The sequence below is a fragment of the Paracoccus rhizosphaerae genome, from assembly GCF_026162645.1.
GTDB classification, from domain to species: domain Bacteria; phylum Pseudomonadota; class Alphaproteobacteria; order Rhodobacterales; family Rhodobacteraceae; genus Paracoccus; species Paracoccus rhizosphaerae.
Genome location: NZ_JAOTBE010000010.1, coordinates 47,359 through 71,164 on the forward strand (window position 1 = coordinate 47,359; position 23,806 = coordinate 71,164).

24 protein-coding genes are annotated in these 23,806 nt (G+C 67.2%); 15 read left to right on the top strand and 9 right to left on the bottom strand.

Annotated features, from left to right (window positions below; all coding sequences use genetic code 11):
• The first annotated feature begins 2 nt into the window (after window positions 1-2).
• The 5 genes from galE to OC184_RS06070 all read left to right on the top strand — a co-directional run bounded on the left by galE (window position 3) and on the right by OC184_RS06070 (window position 6,197).
• On the top strand, window positions 3-989 hold the full coding sequence (gene galE / locus OC184_RS06050) for a UDP-glucose 4-epimerase GalE (protein ID WP_265506278.1): 987 nt from the start codon (window positions 3-5) through the stop codon (window positions 987-989).
• Window positions 986-2,020, top strand: coding sequence for a glycosyltransferase family 2 protein (locus OC184_RS06055; protein ID WP_265506279.1), 1,035 nt, complete (start codon window positions 986-988; stop codon window positions 2,018-2,020). Before galE ends, OC184_RS06055 begins: the two co-directional genes overlap by 4 nt.
• 84 nt (window positions 2,021-2,104) lie before the next feature.
• The gene (locus OC184_RS06060) at window positions 2,105-3,133 is read left to right on the top strand and encodes a glycosyltransferase family 2 protein (protein WP_378926382.1); all 1,029 of its coding nucleotides are present in this window, start codon (window positions 2,105-2,107) and stop codon (window positions 3,131-3,133) included.
• A complete protein-coding gene (locus OC184_RS06065) occupies window positions 3,130-4,815 on the top strand; it encodes a DUF5927 domain-containing protein (protein WP_265506280.1) in 1,686 nt (561 codons plus the stop codon). Before OC184_RS06060 ends, OC184_RS06065 begins: the two co-directional genes overlap by 4 nt.
• Complete coding sequence (locus tag OC184_RS06070; protein WP_265506281.1) at window positions 4,812-6,197, top strand: hypothetical protein; 1,386 nt, start codon at window positions 4,812-4,814, stop codon at window positions 6,195-6,197. The genes OC184_RS06065 and OC184_RS06070 overlap by 4 nt, the downstream gene beginning before the upstream one ends.
• A 32-nt stretch (window positions 6,198-6,229) precedes the next feature.
• Here the strand turns inward: OC184_RS06070 and OC184_RS06075 are convergent, their stop codons facing one another.
• Window positions 6,230-7,618 carry a phosphohexomutase domain-containing protein gene (locus tag OC184_RS06075; protein ID WP_265506282.1) on the bottom strand — a complete coding sequence of 463 codons (1,389 nt, stop codon included), beginning with the start codon at window positions 7,616-7,618 and terminating at the stop codon, window positions 6,230-6,232.
• A gap of 133 nt (window positions 7,619-7,751) precedes the next feature.
• Here OC184_RS06075 and OC184_RS06080 point away from each other — a divergent pair, with 133 nt between their 5' ends.
• The 6 genes from OC184_RS06080 to OC184_RS06105 all read left to right on the top strand — a co-directional run bounded on the left by OC184_RS06080 (window position 7,752) and on the right by OC184_RS06105 (window position 11,964).
• Entirely contained in the window at window positions 7,752-8,153 is a 402-nt protein-coding gene (locus tag OC184_RS06080) for a ketosteroid isomerase-related protein (RefSeq protein WP_265506283.1), read from the top strand.
• A complete protein-coding gene (locus OC184_RS06085) occupies window positions 8,150-8,734 on the top strand; it encodes a GNAT family N-acetyltransferase (RefSeq protein WP_265506284.1) in 585 nt (194 codons plus the stop codon). The genes OC184_RS06080 and OC184_RS06085 overlap by 4 nt, the downstream gene beginning before the upstream one ends.
• On the top strand, window positions 8,731-9,579 hold the full coding sequence (locus tag OC184_RS06090; protein WP_265506285.1) for a carbon-nitrogen hydrolase family protein: 849 nt from the start codon (window positions 8,731-8,733) through the stop codon (window positions 9,577-9,579). The genes OC184_RS06085 and OC184_RS06090 overlap by 4 nt, the downstream gene beginning before the upstream one ends.
• A gap of 78 nt (window positions 9,580-9,657) precedes the next feature.
• The gene (arfB, locus tag OC184_RS06095; RefSeq protein ID WP_265506286.1) at window positions 9,658-10,080 is read left to right on the top strand and encodes an alternative ribosome rescue aminoacyl-tRNA hydrolase ArfB; all 423 of its coding nucleotides are present in this window, start codon (window positions 9,658-9,660) and stop codon (window positions 10,078-10,080) included.
• A gap of 2 nt (window positions 10,081-10,082) precedes the next feature.
• Entirely contained in the window at window positions 10,083-10,535 is a 453-nt protein-coding gene (locus OC184_RS06100) for an NUDIX hydrolase (protein ID WP_265506287.1), read from the top strand.
• Complete coding sequence (locus tag OC184_RS06105; protein WP_265506288.1) at window positions 10,519-11,964, top strand: inorganic phosphate transporter; 1,446 nt, start codon at window positions 10,519-10,521, stop codon at window positions 11,962-11,964. The genes OC184_RS06100 and OC184_RS06105 overlap by 17 nt, the downstream gene beginning before the upstream one ends.
• 3 nt (window positions 11,965-11,967) lie before the next feature.
• On the opposite strand, the gene pncB is transcribed toward OC184_RS06105, so the two are convergent.
• Window positions 11,968-13,260: a nicotinate phosphoribosyltransferase gene (gene pncB, locus OC184_RS06110; RefSeq protein WP_265506289.1), complete on the bottom strand. Its 1,293-nt coding sequence runs from the start codon at window positions 13,258-13,260 to the stop codon at window positions 11,968-11,970.
• Between the two features lie 65 nt (window positions 13,261-13,325).
• Window positions 13,326-13,922: a bifunctional nicotinamidase/pyrazinamidase gene (gene pncA, locus OC184_RS06115; RefSeq protein WP_265506290.1), complete on the bottom strand. Its 597-nt coding sequence runs from the start codon at window positions 13,920-13,922 to the stop codon at window positions 13,326-13,328.
• Here pncA and OC184_RS06120 point away from each other — a divergent pair.
• Together OC184_RS06120 and trhO are read left to right on the top strand one after the other, a co-directional pair.
• Window positions 13,921-14,064 carry a hypothetical protein gene (locus OC184_RS06120; RefSeq protein ID WP_265506291.1) on the top strand — a complete coding sequence of 48 codons (144 nt, stop codon included), beginning with the start codon at window positions 13,921-13,923 and terminating at the stop codon, window positions 14,062-14,064. The two genes, pncA and OC184_RS06120, sit on opposite strands and share 2 nt — an antisense overlap.
• Before the next feature lie 38 nt (window positions 14,065-14,102).
• Entirely contained in the window at window positions 14,103-14,978 is an 876-nt protein-coding gene (gene trhO, locus OC184_RS06125) for an oxygen-dependent tRNA uridine(34) hydroxylase TrhO (protein WP_265506292.1), read from the top strand.
• Window positions 14,979-15,004: 26 nt separating this feature from the next.
• Here the strand turns inward: trhO and OC184_RS06130 are convergent, their stop codons facing one another.
• The 6 genes from OC184_RS06130 to OC184_RS06155 all read right to left on the bottom strand — a co-directional run bounded on the left by OC184_RS06130 (window position 15,005) and on the right by OC184_RS06155 (window position 22,874).
• Complete coding sequence (locus OC184_RS06130) at window positions 15,005-17,275, bottom strand: NADP-dependent malic enzyme (RefSeq protein ID WP_265506293.1); 2,271 nt, start codon at window positions 17,273-17,275, stop codon at window positions 15,005-15,007.
• 96 nt (window positions 17,276-17,371) lie between these two features.
• Window positions 17,372-18,097, bottom strand: coding sequence for a proteasome-type protease (locus tag OC184_RS06135; RefSeq protein WP_265506294.1), 726 nt, complete (start codon window positions 18,095-18,097; stop codon window positions 17,372-17,374).
• A 238-nt stretch (window positions 18,098-18,335) separates the two neighbouring features.
• Window positions 18,336-19,142 (bottom strand): transglutaminase family protein, encoded by an 807-nt coding sequence (locus OC184_RS06140; protein ID WP_265506295.1) that lies wholly within the window; start codon window positions 19,140-19,142, stop codon window positions 18,336-18,338.
• A 2-nt stretch (window positions 19,143-19,144) separates the two neighbouring features.
• The gene (locus OC184_RS06145) at window positions 19,145-20,101 is read right to left on the bottom strand and encodes an alpha-E domain-containing protein (RefSeq protein WP_265506296.1); all 957 of its coding nucleotides are present in this window, start codon (window positions 20,099-20,101) and stop codon (window positions 19,145-19,147) included.
• A 14-nt stretch (window positions 20,102-20,115) separates the two neighbouring features.
• Complete coding sequence (locus OC184_RS06150) at window positions 20,116-21,525, bottom strand: circularly permuted type 2 ATP-grasp protein (protein ID WP_265506297.1); 1,410 nt, start codon at window positions 21,523-21,525, stop codon at window positions 20,116-20,118.
• 173 nt (window positions 21,526-21,698) lie between these two features.
• Window positions 21,699-22,874: an acetyl-CoA C-acyltransferase gene (locus OC184_RS06155; RefSeq protein ID WP_265506298.1), complete on the bottom strand. Its 1,176-nt coding sequence runs from the start codon at window positions 22,872-22,874 to the stop codon at window positions 21,699-21,701.
• 90 nt (window positions 22,875-22,964) lie between these two features.
• On the opposite strand from OC184_RS06155, the gene OC184_RS06160 reads away from it, so the two are divergent.
• Both OC184_RS06160 and OC184_RS06165 read left to right on the top strand, forming a co-directional pair.
• Complete coding sequence (locus OC184_RS06160; RefSeq protein WP_265506299.1) at window positions 22,965-23,297, top strand: STAS domain-containing protein; 333 nt, start codon at window positions 22,965-22,967, stop codon at window positions 23,295-23,297.
• Complete coding sequence (locus tag OC184_RS06165; RefSeq protein WP_265506300.1) at window positions 23,294-23,800, top strand: ATP-binding protein; 507 nt, start codon at window positions 23,294-23,296, stop codon at window positions 23,798-23,800. Before OC184_RS06160 ends, OC184_RS06165 begins: the two co-directional genes overlap by 4 nt.
• Window positions 23,801-23,806: the final 6 nt, after the last annotated feature.

A 23,806-nucleotide genomic window follows, 5' to 3' on the forward strand; every position in this document is an offset into this window, starting at 1 on the left:
CCATGACGGACAAGGTACTGGTGACTGGCGGTGCGGGCTATATCGGCTCGCACGCCTGCAAGGCGCTGGCGAAGGCGGGCTTCGTGCCCGTCACGCTGGACAATTTCTCGACCGGCTGGCGCGACGCCGTCAAGTTCGGCCCCGTGGTCGAGGCCGACCTGATGGACCGCGCGGCGCTGGACGCGGCCTTCGCGGAACATCGGCCGGTCGCGGTCCTGCATTTTGCGGCCCTCTCGCAGGTTGGAGAGGCGATGGCCGAGCCGGGAAAATACTGGCGCAACAACGTCGCTGGATCACTGAACCTGATCGAGGCGACCATCGCCTCGGGCTGCCGGCACTTCGTCTTCAGCTCGACCTGCGCGACCTATGGCGACCGTGACGGAGAGGTGCTGGACGAGGATACGCCGCAGGCGCCGCTGAACGCATATGGTGCCAGCAAGCGCGCGATCGAGGACATGCTGGTCGATTTCGAGGCGTCTCACGGGCTGCGCTACGTGATCTTCCGCTATTTCAACGTCGCGGGTGCCGATCCCGACGGCGAGGTCGGAGAGTTCCACCGACCCGAGACGCATCTGATCCCGCTGATCCTGGATGCGGTGGACGGCAAGCGCGACGCGCTGACCATCAACGGCACCGACTATCCGACGCCGGACGGGACCTGCATCCGCGACTATGTCCATGTGATGGACCTGGTCGATGCGCATGTGAAGGGCCTGGAATGGCTGCGCGCCGACAAGGACAGCCGCGTCTTTTGCCTGGGCACCGGCGACGGATTCTCGGTCCGGGAGGTCGTTGACGCCACGCGGCATGTCACCAACCGGCAGGTGCCGATGGTTGACGGCCCGCGCCGCGGCGGCGATGCCGTCAAGCTGGTCTGCGGCAGCCAGCGCGCCAAGGACGAACTGGGCTGGACGCCCGACCGGTCCACGATGAAGCAGATGATCGGCGATGCCTGGCGGTGGCACCAGGGCGGTGATTATCGCCAGTGACGCCGGCTGATGCCTGGCAGGCCTATCGGCTGCGCTGGCATCGCAGAAAGCTGACCTGGCGCTCCGTCCGCGCCGGTCGGCACCTGCAGCCGGTCGCCGACCGGTCCCGGGCCATCCGCAAGGGCGACATCCTTGTTGTGGTGGTCCTGCGCAACGAGATCGCGCATCTGCCGGGCTTTCTGGACCATTACCGCCGCCTGGGCGTGACCCATGTGCTGGCTGTGGACAACGGCAGCACCGACGGATCGGCCGAGCTTCTGGCCGACCAGCCCGACGTGTCGCTGTGGCATTGCGGCGGCAGCTATCGTGCCTCGCGCTTCGGGCTGGACTGGGCGGGCGCCCTGCTGCGGCGACACGGGTGCGGCCACTGGTGTCTGACGGTCGATGCGGACGAGCTTCTGGTCTATCCGTTCCACGACACACGCCCCCTGCCGGACCTGGTGGCCCATCTGGAGAGGATCGGCCAGCCAGGGCTGGGGGCGCTGATGCTGGACATGGTCCCCTCGGGGCCGCTTGGCACCGCCGACGCCCCGCCGGGATCGGCGCTGACCGACCGGCTGCCGTGGTTCGACGCCGGTCCCTATCGGGCGCGGCGTCAGCTGCCGCGCCAGAACCTGTGGGTGCAGGGCGGGGTCCGTGACCGGGTGTTCTTCGCCGACGCCCCCCGGCGGGCGCCCACGCTGAACAAGCTGCCGCTGATGAGATGGCGCAGGGGGCAGGTCTATCTGAACTCGACCCACTCGATGCTGCCGCCGCGCCTGAACCGGATCTGGGACGGTCCGGGGGACCCGCGCCTGTCGGGCGTCCTGCTGCACGGGAAGTTCCTGCCCGACATCGTCGACAAGTCGCGCGAGGAGCTGCAGCGCCGCCAGCACTTCGCCGACCCGTCGGCCTATTCCGGCTATTATCGCGCCGTGGCGGCCGGTCCGGTGCTGCGTGACGGTCGATCGGTCAGGTACGAGGGCTGGAGGCAGCTGGTCGCCTTGGGCCTGATGGGCACAGGTGCTTGGCGGGATCAGGACACGCGCTGATTGCACTTGCCAAGCCAACGCGCCCGGCACATTGGTTGAAGTCATGACGATCCTTGTCCGGAACACTCGCCCCAGGCGGTCCAGTTGAGACACCGCCTGCGGAGCATCATCCCCGATCGGCTGCGCCGCCGCAGCCAGCGGCAATATCTGATCGCGCGCGCCTTCAACCGGCGCGGCGCCTTGCGCGCGATCGCCGACCGGACAGCGCAGATCCGCACGCCCGACATCCTGGCCTTCGTGACCCTGCGCAACGAACGCGTGCGCCTGCCGCGTTTTCTGGACCATCACCGCAGGCTGGGCATCGACCACTTCCTGATCGTGGACAACGACAGCGACGACGGCAGCGGCGACTATCTGGCGCAGCAGCCGGATGTCTCGTTGTGGTGGACGGGGGCCAGCTACAAGCGCTCGCGCTTCGGGATGGACTGGATCAACCGCCTGCTGTGGAAATACGGCTGCGACCACTGGTGCCTGACCGTCGATCCCGACGAGTTCCTGATCTATCCCCATTGCGATACGCGGCCGCTGCCGGCGCTGACCGACTGGCTGGATGCGTCGGGGCGGCGCAGCTTTCCGGCGATGCTGCTGGACATGTATCCCCGCGGGAACATCGAGGATCAGCCCTATGCCGAAGGCGACGACCCATTCGCGATCGCAAGCTGGTTCGACCCGGCGAACTATACGATCCGCAAGAACGACTTCTTCGGCAACCTGTGGATCCAGGGCGGTCCCCGGACGCGCACCTTCTTTGCAAGTGACCCGTTGTCGGGGCCGGCGCTGAACAAGATCCCGCTGGTCAAGTGGGACCGGCGCTATGCTTATGTCAGCTCGACCCACATGCTGCTGCCGCGCCACCTGAACCTCGTCTATGACGAGGACGGCGGCGAACGCGCGTCGGGCTGCCTGCTGCATGCCAAGTTCCTGTCCACCTTCGCCGACAAGTCGGCCGAGGAGCTGGACCGCCGGCAGCACTACGCCAACAGCAAGGAATATCAGGCCTATCACGCCGGCCTGCGCCGCGGCACGAACCTGTGGTGCAGCGAATCGCGTCAATACCGGGACTGGCGTCAGCTCGAGGATCTGGGCCTGATCTCTCGGGGACATTGGGCATGATCGGCAGGGTGCGGCTTGGCGTGGTCATCCTCTGCCATGCGCAGCTGGACGTCGCCGCGCGCATGGCGCGGATCTGGGCCAACGGCGGCGCGCGCGTGGCCATCCATGTGGACGCCAAGGTGTCCGGGCACGGGATGATGGCGCTGGAGGCCGACCTGGCCGACCTGCCGGACATCGTCTATTCGCCCCGGCATGGCTGCGACTGGGGCCGCTTCAGCCTGGTGCGCGCCACGCAGGATGCGGCGCAGGCACTGCTGGACCGCTATCCCGAGGTGACGCATGTCTACCTGGCCTCTGGGGCCTGCCTGCCGCTGCGGCCGATCCGTGACCTGACGGCCTTCCTGGCGCAGGACCCGGACTGCGACCATATCGAAAGCGTCAACGCCCACGACGTCGGATGGACCGTCGGCGGCCTGAACGAGGAACGGTTCTCGCTCTATTTCCCGGTGGACTGGCGCAGGCGGCGCTGGCTGTTCGACCGGCTGGTCGACTGGCAGCGCAGGCTGGGCGTGCACCGCCAGCTGCCCAAGGGGCTGGTGCCGCATCTGGGGGCGCAATGGTGGTGCCTGACCGCGACGACCCTGCGCGCCATCCTGCAGGACCCGCGCCGGGACGAATTTGACCGCTTCTTCCGGTTCAGCTGGATCCCCGACGAAAGCTATTTCCAGACGCTCGTCCGCCGCCACGCGACCCGGATCGAGAGCCACTCGCTGACGCTGGCCAAGTTCGACCACGACGGCCGGCCCTATCAGCTTTACGACGACCATGCGATGATGCTGGAGGAATCGCGTTGCTTCGTCGCCCGCAAGGTCTGGCCCAAGGCTGAACGGCTGCTGAACACCTTTCCGGTGCCGCCCCGCGCCGAACCCGACCTTGGACCGCCGCAGCCCCAGCGGATCGAGCGGCTGATCAACCGCACCGTGCGCCGCCGACTGCTGGGGCGTCCCGGCCTCTACATGCAGAGCCGCTTTCCGCGCAAGGATGCCGAGAACGGCAAGACCTCGGCGCCCTACGCGGTCTTCCAGGGCTTCTCGGACGTTTTCCCAGACTTCGAGACCTGGCTGGGCGGCATCGTCGACGCCGATGTCCACGGCCACCTGCTGGGACCCGAGGTGGTCGAGTTCGCGGGACGCCCGGAGGTCGGGCCTGGTGCCATCTCGACCAGCACGCTGGTGCGCGACCACGATCCGCAGGGCTTCCTGACGGCGCTGATCCGGATCACGCCGCGCATGCAGGTGTTCCAGTTCAGCCCGCGTGACAACCAGGCGCTGAACTGGTTCATGGCGACAGATCCGAACGCCCACATCCACGTCATCACGGGCGCCTGGATGCTGCCGCTGCTGGATTGCGACATGCCCTTCGACGACATCCGCCGCGTCACCGCCCTTCTCCAACGGGCCGAGCTTCAGCATCTCGAGGTTCTGAACTCGGTCTGGGTCAAGGCGCGGGTGCAGGTCCACGAACTGACCGACTTCCTGGCGCGGCCCCAGGGATTGCTGCTGCAGGCGCTTCAGGGCCTGCCCGTGCAGGGGCACCACGATGCGCTGCCGCGCATGCGCAACCTGGACGGTCTGACCGACCTTCTGCGCCGTTTGCGCAATTCCGGCCTGCGCCCGCGCCTGTCCGAGGATGGGCTGCCGCTTCCCGAAATCACCCTCTCCGAAAGGACCGCCGCCGAATGACCGAACCGTTCCGCCGCTTCGTGATCTTCGCCGAGATGCGCACCGGATCGAACCTGCTCGAGGCGACGCTGAACGCATTGAAGGGCATCACCTGCTTCGGCGAGGCGTTCAACCCCTACATGATGGGCTGGCCCGACAAGGACGAGCTGCAGGGCATCACCCGCACTGAGCGTGAGGCCGACCCGACGCGCCTGCTGGGAAAGCTGTTTGACAAGCCGGACCACCTTCCCGGGTTCCGCTATTTCCATGATCACGATCCACGCGTGCTGGACGCCATCCTGAACGATCGTGGATGTGCCAAGATCGTCCTGACGCGCAATCCGCTGGACAGCTATGTCTCAACGTGCCTCGCGCGTCAGACGAACCAGTGGAAGCTGAACGAGACCGAAACGCCGATCCCCGCCGCCATCACCTATGACGGCCCCGAGTTCAGGGACATGCTGGCCACGGTTGGACGGTTCCAGCAGCAGGTGATGCACCGGTTGCAGGTCACCGGGCAGTCGGCCTTCTGGCTTGGATACGAGGATCTGCGTGACGCTGACGTGATGACGGGACTTGTCCACTGGCTGGGCCGCACTGACATCGCCCGCGTCGAACCGGCGACCGACCAGGTGCCGCAGAACCCGCGCGAACTGGCCCAGAAGGTCGCCAACTTCGACCAGATGCAGCAGGACCTGCACCGCCTGGACCCATTCATGCTGCACCGCATCCCGAATTTCGAGCCGCGCCGCGGCCCGTCGGTGCCCAGCTTCCGCGCGGTCGAGGCGGGGCGCGGGCTGCTGCACATGCCCATCCCCGGCGGTCCCGACCTGGCAAGCTGGATGGCCGGCCTGGGCGAAACGCGGGGCGATTTCACGCAGACCACCCTTCGCCAGTGGAAGCGCCAGCACCCCGGCCATCGCAGCTTTGCGGTGCTGCGCCACCCGCTGCATCGCGCCTGGACCGCGTTCCGCCACCTGCTGCAGCGCGCACGGCCCGAACTGCGCCAGTTGCTGCGCGACGTCCATCGCGTAGCCCTGCCCGCCGACCCGGCCCTGGCCGACCTGCCGCAGTCGCGCCAGCTGGAGCTGTTTGCCCAGTTCCTGGCCTTCCTGCGCCGCAACCTGAACGGACAGACGACGTTGCCAACGCCCGCCGGATGGGCCAGCCAGTCCGAGGTGGTCGCGGGGTTCGCTCGCTTCTCGACGCCTGACATGCTGATCCGCGAGGATCGGCTGGCCGCCGACATGACGGCGCTGGCCGGTGCGGCGGGAATCGCCAATGCAGGCCAACCGCCGTCGCAGGACATCCCGTCGTTTCTGCTGGAAAAGCCGCTGGTCGAGGCTGCGCGGGCCGCCTATCTGCGCGATTACGTGGCCTTCGGCTTTGCTGATCCGGCCTGAGCGGGCCGCGCCCGAAGGCGCGGCCCAAGGCATCAGCCCTTCAAGATGGCCGCCAGTTCGGCCTTCTTCTCGGCCACCAGGGCCGCGTCGCCGTCGGATTCGACGTTCAGGCGCACGACCGGCTCGGTGTTCGACTTGCGCAGGTTGAAGCGCCACTTGCCGAAGTTCAGCGACACGCCATCCAGATCGTCACGGCTTTCGGCCTTGTCCTCGTAGGTCTCGATCAGCCGGGCGATGGCCGCATCGGGATCGTCGATCGTATAGTTCGTCTCGCCCGACGAGGGATAGAGCCGCATCCGCTCCTCCAACAGCTCGGCCAGCGTCTGGCCCTTGCGCGAGAGCAGCTCGATCATCAAGAGCCAGGGGATCATTCCACTGTCGCAGAAATAGAAGTCGCGGAAATAGTGGTGCGCCGACATCTCCCCGCCATAGATCGCGCCCACGTCGCGCATCTTGCGCTTGATGAAGGCATGGCCGGTCTTGCTGACTACGGCCTCGCCGCCGGCCTCCTCGATCATGGCGCGGGTGTTCATGATGACGCGGGGATCATGCACGATCTTCTCGCCCGGGGACTTTTCCAGAAATGCCGCGCCCAGAAGGCCGACGATGTATTCGCCGGGAATGAAGCGGCCGTTTTCGTCGAAGAAGAAGCAGCGGTCGAAATCGCCATCCCATGCCACGCCCAGATCGGCCTTTTCGGCGATCATGCGCTCGACCGTGGGGGGCTGGTTCTCGTCCAGCAGCGGGTTCGGAATGCCGTTCGGGAAGCTGCTGTCGACGTCGTGGTGCATGCGCACGAAGGTCAGCGGCGCACCGCGGCGTTCCAGTTCGGCCGCGATGGCGTCGAAGGTCGGGCCGGCGGTGCCGTTGCCGGCGTTGACCACGATCTTCATCGCACGCAGGGCCTTTACGTCCACGAAGTCGGCCATCCGCGAGGCATATTCCGCACGGGCGTGGCTGAAGTCGGTGACGCTGCCCTTGGCCGCTGGCGCAAATTCGCCGCTGGTCGCAAGTTCCACGATGGGCGGCAGTTCGGTCGCCGGATCCAGCGGTGCCGATCCGCGACCCACGATCTTCATGCCGTTGTAGTTGATCGGGTTGTGCGACGCCGTGACCTCGATCCCGCCGTCGGTGTCCTGGTTCCCGGTGTGGAAATACACCTCCTCGGTGCCGGCCAGGCCCAGGTCCAGCACGTCGGCGCCGCCGTCGGTCAGCCCCTCGATCAACGCCTTGGCCAGCTCGGGCGAAGATTCGCGGCTGTCGCGGCCCACGACGACGCGCTTGGCCGCACGGGCCTGGGCAAAGGCGCGGCCGATGCGATAGGCGACGTCGGGGTCCAGGTTCTTGCCCAGTTCGCCCCTCACATCATAGGCCTTGAAGCAGGTGATGTCGCGCCTGCCAAGCTGATCCTGTCCGGTCATTCGGTTCTCTCCGATACTGATATGTCCAAGCGCTAACAGGTTCGGCCCCGGATTCAAGCGCGTGCAACCTTGGGCGTAGGTGACGCGGGACCCAAATCGCGCTATCCGTCGCGCGAACCGCAAGGAGATACCGATGGACACCAAGGCCTTGATCGCCGCTTACTACGAAGCCTTCAACGCCGGCGATACCGCGCGGATGCTGGAATTCCTGCACCCCGAGGTCGAGCATCACGTGAACGAAGGCAAGGTCCGCAAGGGACGAGACCTGTTTGCCCAGTTCAACAGGCACATGACCGAAAGCTACAAGGAAGAACTGACGGACATCGTCGTCTTCGCCAACGACGCCGGCGACCGCGCGGCTGCCGAGTTCGTCGTGAACGGCACCTATCTGAAGACCGACGAGGGCCTGCCAGAGGCCCGGGGCCAGACATACATCCTGCCGGCGGGGGCCTTCTTCACCATCCGCGACGGGCTAATCGCCCGCGTCACGACCTACTACAACCTCGCGGACTGGACCGCGCAGGTCAGCGCATGAGCGTCACGACCCGCGTCCTGATCGGAGACGATCTAGCGGCGGCGCTGGACGATGTTGCGCGCCTGCGCATCACGGTCTTCCGGGATTGGCCCTATCTCTACGACGGCGACCGCGACTATGAGCGCGACTACCTTCGCGCCTATCAGTCGCCTGGTGCGGTCGTCGTCGTGGCCGAGGATGCGGAGCGGATCGTCGGCGCCTCGACCGGGGCGCCGATGGCGGACCACGCGGCCGACTTTGGCGCCGCCTTCGCCGGCCGGCCCGAGCCGCTGTCCGACATCTTCTACTGCGCCGAATCGGTGCTGCTGCCCGAATACCGGGGCCACGGGCTGGGCCACGCCTTCTTCGATGCCCGAGAAGCCCATGCCCGCAGTCTTGGCGCCCGCTATGCAGCCTTCTGCAGCGTGGTCCGCCCTGCTGACCATCCGGCGCGGCCTGCCGATTACCGCCCGCTGGATGGGTTCTGGCGCAAGCGCGGGTACGCGCCGCTGCCGGGCGTCGTCGCGCATTACTCGTGGCGTGACTTGGGCGCCGACGCCGAAACCGACAAGCCCCTGCAGTTCTGGATGAGGTCGCTGTGAAGATCGCCTCTGCTGCCTATCCGATCGACTGGTTCGACGATTTCGACGCCTATCGGGCCAAGCTGACCCACTGGGTGGAAACGGCACAGGCCGATCTGCTGGTCTTCCCCGAATATGCGTCGATGGAGCTGGCGTCGCTTGGCGGTCGCGATGTCGCCGGCGACCTGGAAGCGAGCCTGCACGAGGTCGCCCGCCACGCCCCGGCGGTCGAGGCGCTGCACCAGCAGCTGGCCGCGCGGCACGGGTGCCACATCCTCGCCGCATCGGGACCCGCTTTCGAAGGGCCGCGTCCGGTGAACCGCGCGGTTCTTTATGGCCCCGACGGTCGTATCGGGCATCAGGACAAGCAGATCATGACCCGGTTCGAGCGCGAGGAGTGGGACGTCGTCGGCAAGCCCGGATTGCGGGTCTTCGACACCGCGATGGGGCGCATCGGCATTCTGATCTGTTATGACAGCGAATTCCCGCTGCTGGGCCGCGCCTTGGCCGAGGCCGGGGCCGAACTGCTGCTGGTGCCCAGCTGCACCGACACGGTCGCGGGATTCCACCGCGTGCGGATCGGGGCGATGGCCCGCGCGCTGGAAAGCCAGTGCGTCGTCGTGCAGGCGCCCACGGTCGGAAACTGCGACTGGATGCCGGCATTGGACGAAAACCGAGGACGCGCCTCGATCTACGGCCCCCCGGACGGGTTCTGGCCCGAAACCGGCATCATCGCCGAGGGCGGAATGGACGCGCCCGGTTGGGTCCGGGCCGAGATCGACCTCGCCCGCGTCCGCGACAGCCGCCGCGCCGGGGCGGTGCTGCCCTTCGCACACTGGCCCGAGCAGAAGCTCTGCCTTTCCTGAGGCCAGCCGGCGCTTATTAAGGCTAAATTAACCGGTTTGCACTTTAACCGGTCACGAACCTCGCCCTATCCTCTGGATATGTTGCACGTGACCGAAGCCATCGTCATCCAGGAATGGGAGCTTTCCGAACAGTTCACCCGGTCGCAGGGGCCGGGCGGGCAGAATGTCAACAAGGTCGAGACTGCGGTCGAACTGCGGTTCGAGGCCGCGCGGTCACCGAACCTGCCCGACCCCGTCAAGCGCCGCCTGCAGCGCCTGGCCGGACGGCGCTGGACCCTGGACGGGGCCATCGTGCTTCTGGTCCAAGACACGCGCAGCCAGGCCCGCAACCGCGACCTGGCACGAGAGCGATTGGTGGAACTCATCCGCCGCGCATTGGTTGCACCCAAGAGGAGGATCGCGACACGGCCCACCCTCGGCAGCCAGAAACGGCGGCTGAAGGCCAAGGCTGTGCGTGGCGAAGTGAAGACGCTTCGGGGCAGGGTGGACGACAACGAATGAACATGTGGCGCAGGTCACTGCAGATGATGCTGGGGCGCCGGCCGATGGCGATGCAGGTGGGTGCGATCTGCCGCAACCGGGCCACGGGGCAGGTCATGCTGATCACCAGCCGCGATACCGGCCGGTGGGTGATCCCCAAGGGTTGGCCCATGAAGGGCCGCAGCCTGGCTGGTGCCGCCGCGCAGGAAGCCTGGGAAGAGGCCGGCGTGCGGGGCAAGATCGAGCCAGGCGAAATCGGCAGATTCGACTATGACAAGGTCCAGGATGAGGGATACTCGGTCCCGATCGAGGTGCGTGTCTTCACCCTCGACGTCCAGGAAGAAGCCGACGATTTTCCCGAACGCGCCCGGCGGAAGCGGCGGTGGTTCGACCCCGCCGACGCCGCGAGGCTGGTGGCCGAACCCGGGCTGAAACGGATCCTGACCAACCTGCGCAATCATGCCGCACAAGACTGACGGCGCGGGCTTTCACACGCTGCACAAGGACCTCGACCGTCTCAGCCACGCCGAGATCGCGCAGATGCACGCCTTCCGGCCGGTGTGGCGGCTGGGGCTGACGGTTCTGGGCGTTGTCGGTGCGCTGATGCTGGTGCTGGCGCTGTCAGGTGCATCGCCGGGGCTTCTGGCGGTCGGGTCGGGCCTAGTCGTGGCGGCCTGGCTGGGCATGGCGATCGGGGCGAACGATGTCGCGAACTCTCTGGGCCCGGCGGTCGGCGCGGGGGCGATCCGCCTGGTGCCGGGGCTGGCCTTGGTGGCCGTGGCGGGAATTGCCGGCGCGGTGCTGGCAGGCGACGCCGTGTCGGAACGACTGGCCGGCGGCATTGTCAGGCTGGCGCCGCTGGCCGGCGGGACGCGGGCGTCGATGGCGATGCTGGCGGCGCTTGTGGGAGCGGCGTCCTGGATCACGCTCGCGACCGGGATCGGGCTTCCGGTCAGCACCTCGCATTCCATTGTCGGCGGAATCACTGGCGCCGGGGCGGTGACGCTGGGGATCGGCGGCGTGGACTGGGCGATGGTGGCGATGATCGCGTCGGTCTGGGTGGCGACGCCGGTGCTGGCGGGGGGCATCGCAGCCGGAGTCCTGGTGCTGCTGCGAACTCGGGTCGTCGAGGCGGCAGATCGTGGCGCGGCGGCCCTGCGCTGGCTTCCGCCGATGGTGGCGCTGATGTGCGGCCTTTTCGTGGCCTATGTCGTCCTTCTGCTGGCCGGGACGACGTCCTTCATCGCGCTGGAGATTGCGGCAGCGGCCGCCGCGGCAGTGGCGGGGTTCATGGTAACCCGGCGGCGCGTGCTGCGCGAACTGGCCGAGCATCCGCGTAAGCCCAGCATCAAGCGACTGCTGCGTCCGGCCCTGCTGGCGGGGGTCGTCATGCTGGGCTTCGCCCATGGAGCGAACGATGTCGGCAACATTGCCGGCCCCCTGTCGGTGATCCTGCAGGGGCGCATTGCCACCTCGGCCGGGCTGGTGCCGGCGCTGGTGCTGGCGGCGGGCGGGCTGGCGATCGCCACCGGTACGCTGTTCTTCGGGCGGCGGCTGGTGAACATGGTCGGCAGCGGCATCACCAAGCTGAACACGGGGCGCGCCTTCTGCGTGACGCTGGCGACGGCGGTCACGGTCCTGGGGGCCTCGCACCTGGGGCTGCCGGTATCCACGACCCATGTGGCGGTCGGCGGCGTCTTCGGCGTGGGGTTTGCGCGCGAATGGCTGGACCGCCGCCGCAACCGCCAGGCGCAGGACATGCCGGCCGAGGAAACGCAGCGCCGCGTGCTGGTCCGCCGCAGTCACGTGATGACGATCACGCTTGCCTGGCTGGTGACGCTGCCGATCACGGCGACGCTCGGCGCGCTGACCTGCGCGCTGGTCCTGTGGTCCACGGGGGTGTGACCGTCAGACCGTGACCGGCTGCGACGCCTGCTGCCCGATGCCGAAGACCCGCTTGTAGCGCTCGATCTGGTCGGCGGGGCCGGTGGCCTTGGAGGGGTTGTCGGACAGCTTGACCGTCGGGCGGCCGTCTGCCGCCACCGCCTTGCAGACCAGGCTGAAGGGCGCCAGCGCATTGTCCGGTACAAGGCCGCGGAAGTCGTTCGTCAGAAGCGTGCCCCAACCGAAGCTGACCTTGACGCGGCCGTGGAACTGCCGGTGCAGCGCCACGATGCGGTCGACGTCAAGCCCGTCCGAGAAGATGATCAACTTTTGCCGCGGGTCCTCGCCGCGCGACTGCCACCAGCGGATCGCGGTCTCGGCGCCCGTGGCGGGGTCGCCGCTGTCGATGCGGATGCCGGTCCAGCCTGCCAGCCAGTTGGGGGCGCCCGCCAGAAAGCCTTCGGTGCCGTAGGTGTCGGGAAGGATGATGCGCAGGTTGCCCTCATGCTCGTCATGCCAGTCGGCCAGCACGTCATAGGGCGCGCGGCGCAGCGTGGTGTCATCCTCGGCCAGGGCGGCATGGACCATGGGAAGCTCGTGTGCGTTGGTGCCGATCGCCTCGATGTCGCGGCGCTGCGCGATCAGGCAGTTCGAGGTGCCCGTGAAGCGGTTTCCCAAGCCCTCGATCATCGCCTGCACGGCCCAGTCCTGCCACAGGAAGCTGTGGCGGCGCCGGGTGCCGAAATCGGCAATGCGCAGGTCCGGCAGCTCTCGCAGGGTCTCGATCTTTTCCCACAGGCGGGTCATCGCGCGGGCATAGAGGACCTGCAGCTCGAACCGGCCCATGTCCTTCAGAACGGCGCGGGACCGCAGCTCCATCAGGATCGCCAAGGCCGGTATCTCCCACAGCATGACCTCGGGCCAGGGCCCTTCGAAGGTCAGCTCGAACTGGCCGTCCCGGCGGTTCAGGTGATAGGCGGGCAGGCGCAGCCCTTCCAGGAACTCCATGAAGTCGGGGCGGAACATCTGGCGCTTGCCATAGAAGGTGTTGCCCCGCAGCCAGGTGCTTTCGCCGCGCGTCAGCGACAGGCCGCGGACATGGTCCAGCTGTTCGCGCAGCTCGCCCTCGTCGATCAGCTCGGCCAGGCGGATCTGCTTGCTGCGGTTGATGAGGCTGAAGGTGACGCTGGTATCGGGCCGGTTGCGGAAAACCGACTGGCACATCAGCAGCTTGTAGAAGTCGTTGTCGATCAGCGACCTGACGATCGGGTCGATCTTCCACTTGTGGTTATAGACGCGCGTGGCGATGTCGGCCATGTCGGCGGAACCCCGTGATGTTTCGTTCTTGGTGCCCGGAATGGGCGGATCGTGCAAGGCCGCCCTCAGGCCGTCGTCACGCCGGCCTCGGACATCGACTGGCGGGCGGCGGTCAGGCTGCCGTTCAGGTCGATGGCGCGGCAGGCGCTTTCGACCACATGCGCGCGAAATCCCAGGCGGGCGGCGTCCATCGCGCTCCAAGCAACGCAGAAATCCAGCGCGAGGCCTGCGAAGGTCAGGTCGGTGATGCCGCGGTCGCGGAGATATCCGGCGAGTCCGGTGGGGGTCCGGTGATCGTTCTCAAAAAACGCCGAATAGCTGTCGATGCCGGCGCGAAAGCCCTTGCGAAGGACCAAGTCGGCGCGCGAAACATCCAGCCCCGGATGGAGTGCCGCGCCGTTGCTGCCGATCACGCAGTGGCGCGGCCACAGGACCTGCGGGCCATAGGGCATCTGCACGATCGAAAACGCCTCGGTGCCGGGGTGGTTGTCGGCAAAGCTGGAATGGTCGGCCGGATGCCAGTCCTGGGTCAGGATCACCGCGTCGAAGCGGTCCATCATCCTGTTGATCGGGTCGACGATCGCGTGGCCGTCCGCGACAGGCAGGGCGCCGCCAGGGCAGAAGTCGTTCTGCATGTCGATGACGATCAGGGCGTGGCTCATGACGATCTCCAGATGTAAGGGACCCAGTGAAGCGCCGCTGCCGCCGGAACGCAACCCGGCCGCCGCCTGCCTGCGAACTTCGCCGTGCGACGCGCTCAAGCAGAACCGCGCGACGTCCCGCATCAGCAAGCCGCCATTCTGATCTTGCACCGCCGCGCATCGCCGCGCTAGGGCAGCGCCATGCTGACCGTTGCCGCACTCTATCACTTCGCCCGCCTACCCGATCCGGCCGCCCGGCAGGCGCCGCTGCTGGACTTATGCCGGCAGGGCGGGCTGTGTGGCACGCTTCTTTTGGCGCCCGAGGGGATCAACGGCACCATCGCGGGGCCGCGCGACGCGGTCTTGGCGGTGCTGGACCACATCCGTGCGTGGCCGGGCTTCGGCAGCCTTGCCTGGAAGGAAAGCGCCGCCCTGACGCCGCCCTTCGGCCGCATGAAGGTTCGCCTGAAGGCCGAGATCGTGACGATGGGGCAACCCGACGTCGATCCCGCGGCTGCGGTCGGCCGCTATGTCGCGCCGTCGGACTGGAACGCGTTGATCTCGGCGCCAGACGTCGCTGTCATCGACACGCGCAACGACTATGAAGTGCAGATCGGCACGTTCAGGGACGCGATCGACCCCGGCACCAAGAGCTTTCGCGAGTTTCCCGCATGGTGGGCCGACAACGCCCACCGCTTCGAAGGCAAGCGCATTGCCATGTTCTGCACCGGCGGCATCCGCTGCGAAAAGTCGACGAACTTCCTGATGTCGCAAGGCGTCGACGAGGTCTATCACCTGCAGGGCGGCATTCTGAGATACCTCGAGGAGGTGCCCGAAAGCGACAGCGCGTGGCAGGGCGAATGCTTCGTCTTCGACCAGCGCGTCAGCCTGACCCACGGCCTGGCGCAGGGGCGCCACGGCATGTGCCACGCCTGTCGTCGCCCGCTGGCCCCCGAGGATCGCGACCGCCCGGAATACGAGGAGGGCGTCTGCTGCCACCGCTGCGCCGGGGAATATACCGACGCCGACCGCGCCCGCTTCCGCGAGCGCCAGCGGCAGTTCGACCGCGACGCCTGAGCATTCCGGTCGGCGGGCGGCGCCTCTCAGCCCTGCAAGCCGCCCGCGGCGATGGCCGCCATGTTCAGGATGTCGTTTACGGTCGAGTTGGTCGAGCAGATCTGGATCGGCCGCGCGACACCCGTCAGGATCGGCCCGATGACCGTCGCGCCCGCCATCTCCTGCAGCAGCTTGACCGAGATCGAGGCCGAATGCCGCGCCGGCACGACCAGCACGTTGGCGGGGGCGGTCAGGCGGCTGAACGGATAGCGCGCGGCGGATTCGGGGTTCAGGGCGACGTCAACGGTCATCTCGCCCTCGTATTCGAAGTCGACGCCGCGGATGTCGAGGACCTTCGCGGCCTCAGCCATCTTGATCGCGCGTTCGCTGACCGGATAGCCGAAGTTCGAAAACGACAGGAAGGCCACCCGCGGATCAAGGCCAAGGCCCCGCGCCACGGCAGCGCCGCGCGTGGCGATGTCGGCCAGATCCTCGGCCTCGGGCCATTCATGGACCAGTGTGTCGCCGATCAGCACGATCCGGCCGCGGTGCAGCACGGCGGTGATGCCCACCGCCCCGTCCTGCGGGCGCACGTCAAAAACCCGGCCGATCTGCGCCAGAACCGGCGCGTTCTTGCGGGTGGCCCCGGTGACCAGCCCGTCGCCATGCCCATGCGCCAACATCAGTGCGGCGAAGATGTGGCGGTCGCGGTTCGCAAGCTTGGTCGCGTCTTCCCGGTCGACGCCCTTCCGCTGCAGCCGCTGATAGAGGAAGTCGTGATAGGCCTCCATGTGGCGGCTGTTGGCGGCGTTGACCACGGTGATCTCGCGGAACGCATCGCCCATGCCCAGGGCCTGAAGCTCGGCCTTGACCTCGGCCTCGCGGCCGACGACCAGGGCCTGGCCCATGCCGCCGCGTTGCCAGGCGACGGCGGCGCGCAGAACGCGTGGATCGTCGCCCTCGGCAAAGATCATCCGGGCCTGCTTCTGGCGCGCGCGGGCATGGATGCCCTGCAGGATCGCCGCCGTCGGGTCCATGCGGGCCTGAAGCGACTGGACATAGCCGTCCATGTCGATGATCGGCCGGCGGGCGACGCCCGTGTCCATGCCCGCACGCGCGACGGCGGGCGGCACGACATGGATCAGCCGCGGGTCGAAGGGCGTCGGGATGATGTAGTCGCGTCCGAACTGCAGCTTGCGGCCATAGGCGATGGCGACCTCGTCGGGGACATCCTCGCGCGCCAGGCGGGCCAGAGCCTCGGCGCAGGCGATCTTCATCTCGTCGTTGATGGCGCGGGCGTGGATGTCCAGCGCGCCGCGGAATAGGTAGGGGAACCCCAGGACGTTGTTCACCTGGTTCGGATAGTCGCTGCGCCCGGTCGCCACGATGGCATCGGGGCGGACGGCATGGGCATCCTCTGGGCTGATTTCGGGATCAGGATTTGCCATCGCGAAGATCACCGGGTTGTCGGCCATGGATGCCACCATGTCCTGCGTCACCGCCCCCTTGGCGCTGACGCCCAGGAACACGTCGGCGCCCTTCATCGCGTCCTGCAGGCTGCGGGCGTCGGTCATCACCGCATGGGCCGACTTCCACTGGTTCATCCCCTCGGTCCGGCCCTGGTAGATGACGCCCTTGGTGTCGCACATGATGCAGTTTTCCTGCCGCGCACCCATCGACTTCAGCAGCTCCAGACAGGCGATGCCGGCCGCGCCCGCGCCGTTCAGCACGATGCGCACGTCCGCGATCCGCTTGCCAGACAGCTCCAGCGCGTTCAGAAGCCCCGCGGCGCAGATGACGGCGGTGCCGTGCTGGTCGTCATGGAAGACCGGGATGTCCATGATCTCTTTCAGGCGCTGCTCGATGATGAAGCATTCGGGCGCCTTGATGTCTTCCAGGTTGATGCCCCCGAAGGTGGGGCCCATCAGCTTGACAGCGTTGATGAATTCGTCCGCGTCCTCGGTGTCCAGCTCCAGGTCGATGGCGTTCACGTCGGCGAAGCGCTTGAACAGCACCGCCTTGCCCTCCATCACCGGCTTCGAGGCCAGAGCCCCCAGGTTCCCCATCCCGAGGATGGCCGTGCCGTTCGAGATGACGGCCACCATGTTGCCCTTGGTGGTATAGTCATAGGCGGTCTCGGGGCGGTCGGCGATGGCCTGAACCGGCACCGCAACGCCCGGCGAATAGGCCAGGGACAGGTCGCGCTGCGTGGTCATCGGGGTCGATGCGACGATGTCGTATTTTCCCGGTCGCGGCTCCATGTGATAGGCCAGCGCCTCCTCGGGGGTGATGCGGGTGCGGCTGGTCTTGTCGGTCATGATGTCCTCGGGCAGGCTGTGCCCGATCTGCTTAACGCGGCGGCAGGGACGGTTCAACGAGGTTGAGGCGCCGGAAGGGCGTCCGCCCCGAACGCGTCAGAGAGAGATGTTGACGAAGCTGTCGCGCAGGGCGGCGGACCAGGCGGCGCTCATCTGCGCGAAATCGGGGTCGCCATCCTGGATGCGGCGGCGAATGGTGACGGCGCAGGCGCCGCGCTCGATCACGGCCAGATCCAGCGGCATGCCGACCGACAGGTTCGACCGCAGGGTCGAATCCATCGACAGCAGCACCGCCTTCTGCGCATCCGCCAGGTTCGTCTGCGGGGTGACGACGCGGTCAAGGATCGGCTTGCCGTACTTGTGTTCGCCGATCTGCAGGAAGGGCGTGTCGTCGGTCGCCTCGATGAAGTTGCCCTCGGGATAGATCAGGAACATTCGCATGTCGCCGCCCTGCCGCTGCCCCGCGACGATCATGCTGGCCGAGGCCTGCTGTTTCAGGTCGCGGCATTGTTCTGCGATGTCGCGGCGCGTCCGGGACAGCGTGTCGCCGATGATCGTCGCCACCCGCAGCATCGTCGGCGCCCTGAGGATCGAAGTCGACTCGTCAGCCATCTCGTCCTCGATCGCCTCTTCCAGCCGGGCGATGGTCGTCTGCGTCACCGACAGCGACCCGGCCGTCATGATCGTGATGATCCGTTCACCCGGATTTTCGAAGAAGAACATCTTGCGATAGCAAGAGATGTTGTCGAGGCCCGCGTTGGTGCGCGTATCGGACAGCAGCACCAGCCCGGCGTCCAGTTTCAATCCGACGCAATAGGTCATCGGCGGTCTTTCCAAGCATAAGTCCAGCAGGCACAGTAGGCCCGCAGGAACGGTGCCGCAATGCGAAAGCTGTCACGGGTCTGTCAGGGGCCTTGGTCGGGGCGCCTTTATGGAGCGACACGGCAGGCGGCGCAAATTGCCCCACCGACCCACGATGGGGTGCAATTGCAGCGTGGGACGCTAGCATGGCGCTTTGTCGTGAGGGCCCGGCAGGACGTTCGGACGCCTGACCTGCGGCCTACTGCGCCATCTCTTCGACCTGGACGCGGACGTCCAGCTCCTCGGCCCCGGTGCCAAGCGCCACGCCCCTGATCGGGGCCGCGTCGGCGGCGTCGGTGCCAGAGCCGAGCCTGACATAGCGTTCGTCGGGGCAGCATCGGTTGGCGGCGTCGAAGCCCACCCAGCCCAGCTGGCCGACATGGATCTCGGCCCAGGCATGGGCGGCGTCATGCGCCTTGCCGTCAATCGTGGAATGCAGATAGCCCGAGACATAGCGCGCCGGCAGCCCCCTTGCGCGGGCCAGCGAGATCAGCGCATGGGCATGGTCCTGGCAGACCCCCTCGCCCAGGGCCAAGGCTTCGGCGGCGGTGGTCCCTGACCGGGTGACGCCGGGGCGGAAGGCGATGCGGTCGCCGACCAGGTGCGACAGCTTGTGCGCCAGGTCCAGCGGGTCGGCGCCGTCAGCCTGGCGGGCAAGGTCCTGCAGCGCATCGTCGGCCTTCGTGGCATCGCTGTCGCGCAGATAGACCATCGGGTGGATCGTCTCTCGGTGGCCGCGCAGGACACCTGCGGTGTCGCGCGTGTCGATGCGGCCGGCGATGCGGACGGTGACCTCCTCGGCGGGGCCGCGGACGGTCCAACCCTCGATCCAGTCGCCGGCGCCGTCGCGGAAGCCGGGGCCGCGGATGCCGCCCGACACCTCGATCAGCCATTCATGGGTCTTCTGCCCTTCGAAGGCGGAGGGGGTCAGCCGCAGGCTCTGCACCAGGTTCCGGATGGGGCGGGCATAGCGATAGACGGTCTCGTGGGAAATCCGCAGCTTCATCGTCATACCCCTCCCAGAAGGTAATCCTGGTGAACCAGGTTCGACACTTCGGCCAGTTCACGGATGAACCAGCTGAGGAACTCGTGCAGGCCCTCATCGAAGATCATGTCGATGTCGCGGCCCTGCAGCGCGGCCAGCACCTCGCGCCCCTTGTCGCGCGCGGTCGTCGGCACCCCCTCGCCATAGCGCCGCGCCAGCCCCTCGAGTTGCCAGACGGATTCATAAAGCGAGGTGATCAGCGACCTCGGGCTTTCGCCGTTCAGGATCAGGAAATCAGCGACCTTTTCGGCCGTGATGTCGCCACCATAGGCCCAGTGATAGGATCGGTGCGCCGACAGCGCGCGCAGGATCACCTGCCACTGATAGGTGTCGAGGCCAGATCCCGCGAACTCGATCCTGGGCAGCAGGACGAAATACTTGACGTCCAGAAGCCGCGCGGTCGCGTCGGCCCGTTCAAGACCGTAACCCAGATTCATGAAGTGCCAGCCGTCGTTGCGCAGCTGCGTCGCGTTGATGGCGCCGCGCACGGTCGAGGTGTGGCCGGTGGTGAAATCGGTCAGGAGACCCGTGTCGAGGCTTGCGCGCGGCTGGCGCTCGATCTTGCGCAGGTCCTGATAGGCCATGTTCAGCGCATCCCAGACCTGGCTGGTCAGCGCGGTCCTGACGATGCGCCCGGCCTCGCGCGCCTTTTCAAGGCAGCAGGCCACCGATGAGGGATTGTCGCGGTCGAAGAAGATGAACTCCTCGATCTTTTCTTGGGTAACGGTGCCATGCTTCTCGGCGAACAGCCGCGCCGTCCCAGAAGCCTGCAGAAGCGAGTTCCATTCGTTCTGGTATCCCGCCTCGGTGTTCGGCAGCAGGGTGATGCGCTGGCCCACGTCCAGCAGGCGGGCGGCGGTTTCGGCGCGTTCCAAGTGGCGGCCCATCCAGAACAGGTTCGAGGCGGTGCGGCTGAGCATCGTGTTCCTTCCCCTCATTCCGACAGGACCCAGGTGTCCTTGACGCCCCCGCCCTGCGACGAGTTCACGACCAGCGATCCCTCGCGCAGCGCCACGCGGGTCAGGCCGCCCGGAACCAGCTCGATCCGGTCGCCGCAGAGGCAATAGGGCCGCAGGTCCACGTGGCGGGGCGCGATGCCTTCCTCGACGAAGGTGGGGCAGGTGGACAGGGCCAGCGTCGGCTGCGCGATATAGTTCGACGGATCGGCTTGGATCTTGGCGCGGAACGCCTCGATCTCGTCGGCGGTAGATTTCGGGCCGACCAGCATGCCATAGCCGCCGGACCCGTGGACCTCCTTCACGACCAGTTGGGGCAGGTGGTCCATCACGTACCGGTAATCGTCGTCCTTCCACAGCGTCCAGGTCTGGACGTTGTTCAGGATCGGCTCCTCGCCCAGGTAGAACCGCACCATCTCGGGGACGAAGGTATAGACCGCCTTGTCGTCGGCCACCCCCGCGCCGGGGGCCGAGCAGATCGACACCCCGCCCGAGCGATAGACATCCATCAGCCCCGGCACGCCCAGCATCGAATCGGGGCGGAAGCACAGCGGGTCCAGGAACGGGTCGTCGATCCGGCGATAGATCACGTCCACGCGGCGCGGCCCGGTCGTGGTGCGCATGTAAACGAACTCTCCATCGACGAACAGGTCCTGCCCCTCGACCAGTTCGACCCCCATCAGATTCGCAAGGAAGCTGTGTTCGTAATAGGCGCTGTTGAAATGGCCCGGCGTCAGGATCACGCAGGTGGGCCGGTCGCGGCACTTGGCGGGGGCCACCGATTCCAGCGTCCGGCGCAGAAGTTCGGGATACTGGTCGACCGGCTCGATCCGGTTGCCGCGGAACAGCTGCGGGAACATCCGCATCATGATCTCGCGGTTCTCCAGCATGTAGCTGACGCCCGAAGGCGTGCGGCAGTTGTCCTCCAGCACATAGAATTCGTCCTTGCCGGTGCGGACCAGGTCGATGCCGATGATATGGGAATAGACCCCGCGCGGCGGTACCACGCCCACCACGGCCTTTTCATAAGCGTCGTTCTGGTAGACCAGGCGGGCCGGGATGCGGCCGGCGCGGATGATCTCTCCGCGGCCATAGACGTCGCGCAGGAAGGCGTTCAGGGCGCGGGCGCGCTGCTTGATGCCGCGTTCCAGCTTGCGCCATTCGGCCTGCTCGAAGACGCGGGGCATCATGTCGAAGGGGATCAGCCGGTCTGGGTCGCCCCCCTCGCCATAGACGGCGAAGGTGATTCCGATGCGCCGGAACAGCGCCTCGGCTTCGGCCTGCTTCATCTGGCGAAAGTCGTCAGGCATCGTCTCGACCCAGTCGCGCAACCGGGCATAGGGATCCCTGACGCGATCGCCTTCGTACATCTCGTTATATGAACTCATGACCCCCCCATCTCCGCGTCCTTTCGCGGGTCTGCGTTGATCCAATGATCCGCACCCCGGACGTCGGAGTCCACAGTGGAACCGGAAAATCTGCCCGAGGGTTCCGCAAAGGCCAGGTTCGCCTGCCGCCGGAATGGGCAATCCGTCGGCAGGCTGCGTGTTCGCCGTGCAGGTCAGGCCAACTCGACCGCCAGCGCAGTGCCTTCGCCGCCGCCGATGCAGATGGCGGCCACCCCGCGGCGCAGGCCACGCGCCTGCAGGGCATGGATCAGCGTCACGATGATGCGGGCGCCGGATGCCCCGATCGGATGGCCAAGCGCGCAGGCGCCGCCGTTGACGTTCACGCGGTCACGGGGCACCCCGGTGCGGGCCATGAAGGCCATGGGAACGACGGCAAAGGCCTCGTTCACCTCCCACAGGTCGACATCCTTCTTGGTCCAGCCGATGCGGTCCAGCAGCTTTTCGACGGCGGGCACGGGGGCGGTCGGGAATTGCCCCGGCGCCTGCGCGTGGCTGGCATAGCCGACGATCCGGGCAATAGCGTCCTGCGGATGCGCCGACAGCACCAGCGCCGCCGCCCCGTCCGAGATGGACGAACTGTTGGCCGCCGTCACCGTGCCGTCCTTGCGGAAGGCGGGCTTCAGGTGCGGGATCTTGTCGGGCCGCGCCTGTCCGGGCTGTTCGTCCGTGTCCACCACCCTGTCCCCGCCGCGCACGGATACGGTCACCGGCGCGATCTCGGCCGCGAAGGCGCCCGAGGCGATGGCCTCCTGCGCGCGCGTCAGGCTGGCCAACGCATAGTCGTCCTGAGCCTGGCGCGAGAAGGCGAACTCGGACGCGCAATCCTCGGCGAAGGTGCCCATCAGGCGGCCCTTGTCATAGGCGTCCTCGAGCCCGTCCAGGAACATGTGGTCCAGCGCCTGCGCATGACCCAGTCGCGCGCCCGCCCGCATCCGGGGCAGCAGGTAGGGGGCGTTCGACATGCTCTCCATCCCGCCGGCGACGACCAGGTCGGCATGGCCCGCCAGGATCATGTCGCCTGCCATCATGGCCGCCTGCATGCCGGATCCGCACATCTTGTTCAGCGTCGTCGCCGGCAGCGATTGCGGCAGGCCTGCGGCGAACCCGGCCTGGCGCGCAGGGGCCTGCCCCTGGCCCGCCGGCAGCACGCAGCCCATCAGCAGCGCTTCTGGCGCTTCTGGCGCTTCTGGCGCGATCCCCGCCCGCGACAGGGCTGCGGCAATGGCCGTCCCGCCCAGCTCTGCCGCGGTGGCGCCCGACAGCGCCCCCTGCAGCCCGCCCATGGGCGTACGCGCGGCGCCGCGCACGAAGATCTGTCGATTTGTCATGGTTTCCTCCGGCTCTCCCGACCATCACGCTTACCGGATGGTAACCTTTCCCGTCTAGTCAGGCTGCACCAGCGCCGAAAGGACCCGATCATGCAGTTCATCGTCGAAGACGTCGTCACCCATCTGGCCGTCAAGGTGACCGAGCCGCGGATCGACGCGGCCATCGCGACGCCCTTCAAGGACAAGCTGCGCGAGATCGTCGTCAAAAGCCGCAAACCCATCCATCTGGACATGGCCAGCGTGGACTTCATGGACAGCTCGGGCCTGGGCGCGATGATCGCCGTGCGTAAAAGCCTGCCGCAGAACCTGGGGATGGTGCTCTGCGCGCTGACGCCGAACGTGGAGCGCGTCTTCCGCTTGACGCGCATGGACAGCGTCTTCGACATCCGCCCCCTCACCGCTCAGAAGGAGCATCGTGAATGACACCCATCGAACGGTCGGAGCCCAAGCGCAGCACCCGCGCGTCGGCGCAGGTCCAGCCGATGTTCCACCGCGTCCTCAGCGCCCAGCCCGAAACCGTGCGCGACACGCTGCAGGACGTCCGCCGTCGCTTTCAGGGCGAGGTCAGCGACGACACGCTCGGCCGGCTGGAGCTGGTGCTGGCCGAGGTGATGAACAACGTCGCCGAACACGCGCCCGCCGGAGCGGGCGCCCCGGACGACAGCGTCCGCCTGCCGGTGATCCATCTGTGCATCGTGCGCCACACCAACGGCTTGGCCTGTGCTCTGACCGATGACGGCGTGTCGCTGCCCGACGAATGCATCCTGCCGCGCAGCCTGCCCGCGCTGGTGATGGACGACCTGCCCGAAGGCGGTTTCGGCTGGTTCCTGATCCAGGACCTGACGCAGGCGCTGTGCTATTACCGTGAAAGCCAGCGCAACTATCTGGCCTTCAGCATCCCATTTGCACAGTCCGGCGCCGCGTGAGCGACT

Bases quoted from the DNA above. Each gene is read 5' to 3' on its own strand.
- galE (WP_265506278.1), top strand. From the start codon at position 3: ATGACGGACAAGGTACTGGTGACTGGCGGTGCGGGCTATATCGGCTCG.
- OC184_RS06065 (WP_265506280.1), top strand. From the start codon at position 3,130: ATGATCGGCAGGGTGCGGCTTGGCGTGGTCATCCTCTGCCATGCGCAG.
- OC184_RS06070 (WP_265506281.1), top strand. From the start codon at position 4,812: ATGACCGAACCGTTCCGCCGCTTCGTGATCTTCGCCGAGATGCGCACC.
- OC184_RS06075 (WP_265506282.1), bottom strand. From the start codon at position 7,618: ATGACCGGACAGGATCAGCTTGGCAGGCGCGACATCACCTGCTTCAAG.
- OC184_RS06080 (WP_265506283.1), top strand. From the start codon at position 7,752: ATGGACACCAAGGCCTTGATCGCCGCTTACTACGAAGCCTTCAACGCC.
- OC184_RS06085 (WP_265506284.1), top strand. From the start codon at position 8,150: ATGAGCGTCACGACCCGCGTCCTGATCGGAGACGATCTAGCGGCGGCG.
- arfB (WP_265506286.1), top strand. From the start codon at position 9,658: ATGTTGCACGTGACCGAAGCCATCGTCATCCAGGAATGGGAGCTTTCC.
- OC184_RS06100 (WP_265506287.1), top strand. From the start codon at position 10,083: ATGTGGCGCAGGTCACTGCAGATGATGCTGGGGCGCCGGCCGATGGCG.
- OC184_RS06105 (WP_265506288.1), top strand. From the start codon at position 10,519: ATGCCGCACAAGACTGACGGCGCGGGCTTTCACACGCTGCACAAGGAC.
- pncB (WP_265506289.1), bottom strand. From the start codon at position 13,260: ATGGCCGACATCGCCACGCGCGTCTATAACCACAAGTGGAAGATCGAC.
- OC184_RS06120 (WP_265506291.1), top strand. From the start codon at position 13,921: ATGACGATCTCCAGATGTAAGGGACCCAGTGAAGCGCCGCTGCCGCCG.
- pncA (WP_265506290.1), bottom strand. From the start codon at position 13,922: ATGAGCCACGCCCTGATCGTCATCGACATGCAGAACGACTTCTGCCCT.
- trhO (WP_265506292.1), top strand. From the start codon at position 14,103: ATGCTGACCGTTGCCGCACTCTATCACTTCGCCCGCCTACCCGATCCG.
- OC184_RS06130 (WP_265506293.1), bottom strand. From the start codon at position 17,275: ATGACCGACAAGACCAGCCGCACCCGCATCACCCCCGAGGAGGCGCTG.
- OC184_RS06135 (WP_265506294.1), bottom strand. From the start codon at position 18,097: ATGACCTATTGCGTCGGATTGAAACTGGACGCCGGGCTGGTGCTGCTG.
- OC184_RS06140 (WP_265506295.1), bottom strand. From the start codon at position 19,142: ATGAAGCTGCGGATTTCCCACGAGACCGTCTATCGCTATGCCCGCCCC.
- OC184_RS06145 (WP_265506296.1), bottom strand. From the start codon at position 20,101: ATGCTCAGCCGCACCGCCTCGAACCTGTTCTGGATGGGCCGCCACTTG.
- OC184_RS06150 (WP_265506297.1), bottom strand. From the start codon at position 21,525: ATGAGTTCATATAACGAGATGTACGAAGGCGATCGCGTCAGGGATCCC.
- OC184_RS06155 (WP_265506298.1), bottom strand. From the start codon at position 22,874: ATGACAAATCGACAGATCTTCGTGCGCGGCGCCGCGCGTACGCCCATG.
- OC184_RS06160 (WP_265506299.1), top strand. From the start codon at position 22,965: ATGCAGTTCATCGTCGAAGACGTCGTCACCCATCTGGCCGTCAAGGTG.
- OC184_RS06165 (WP_265506300.1), top strand. From the start codon at position 23,294: ATGACACCCATCGAACGGTCGGAGCCCAAGCGCAGCACCCGCGCGTCG.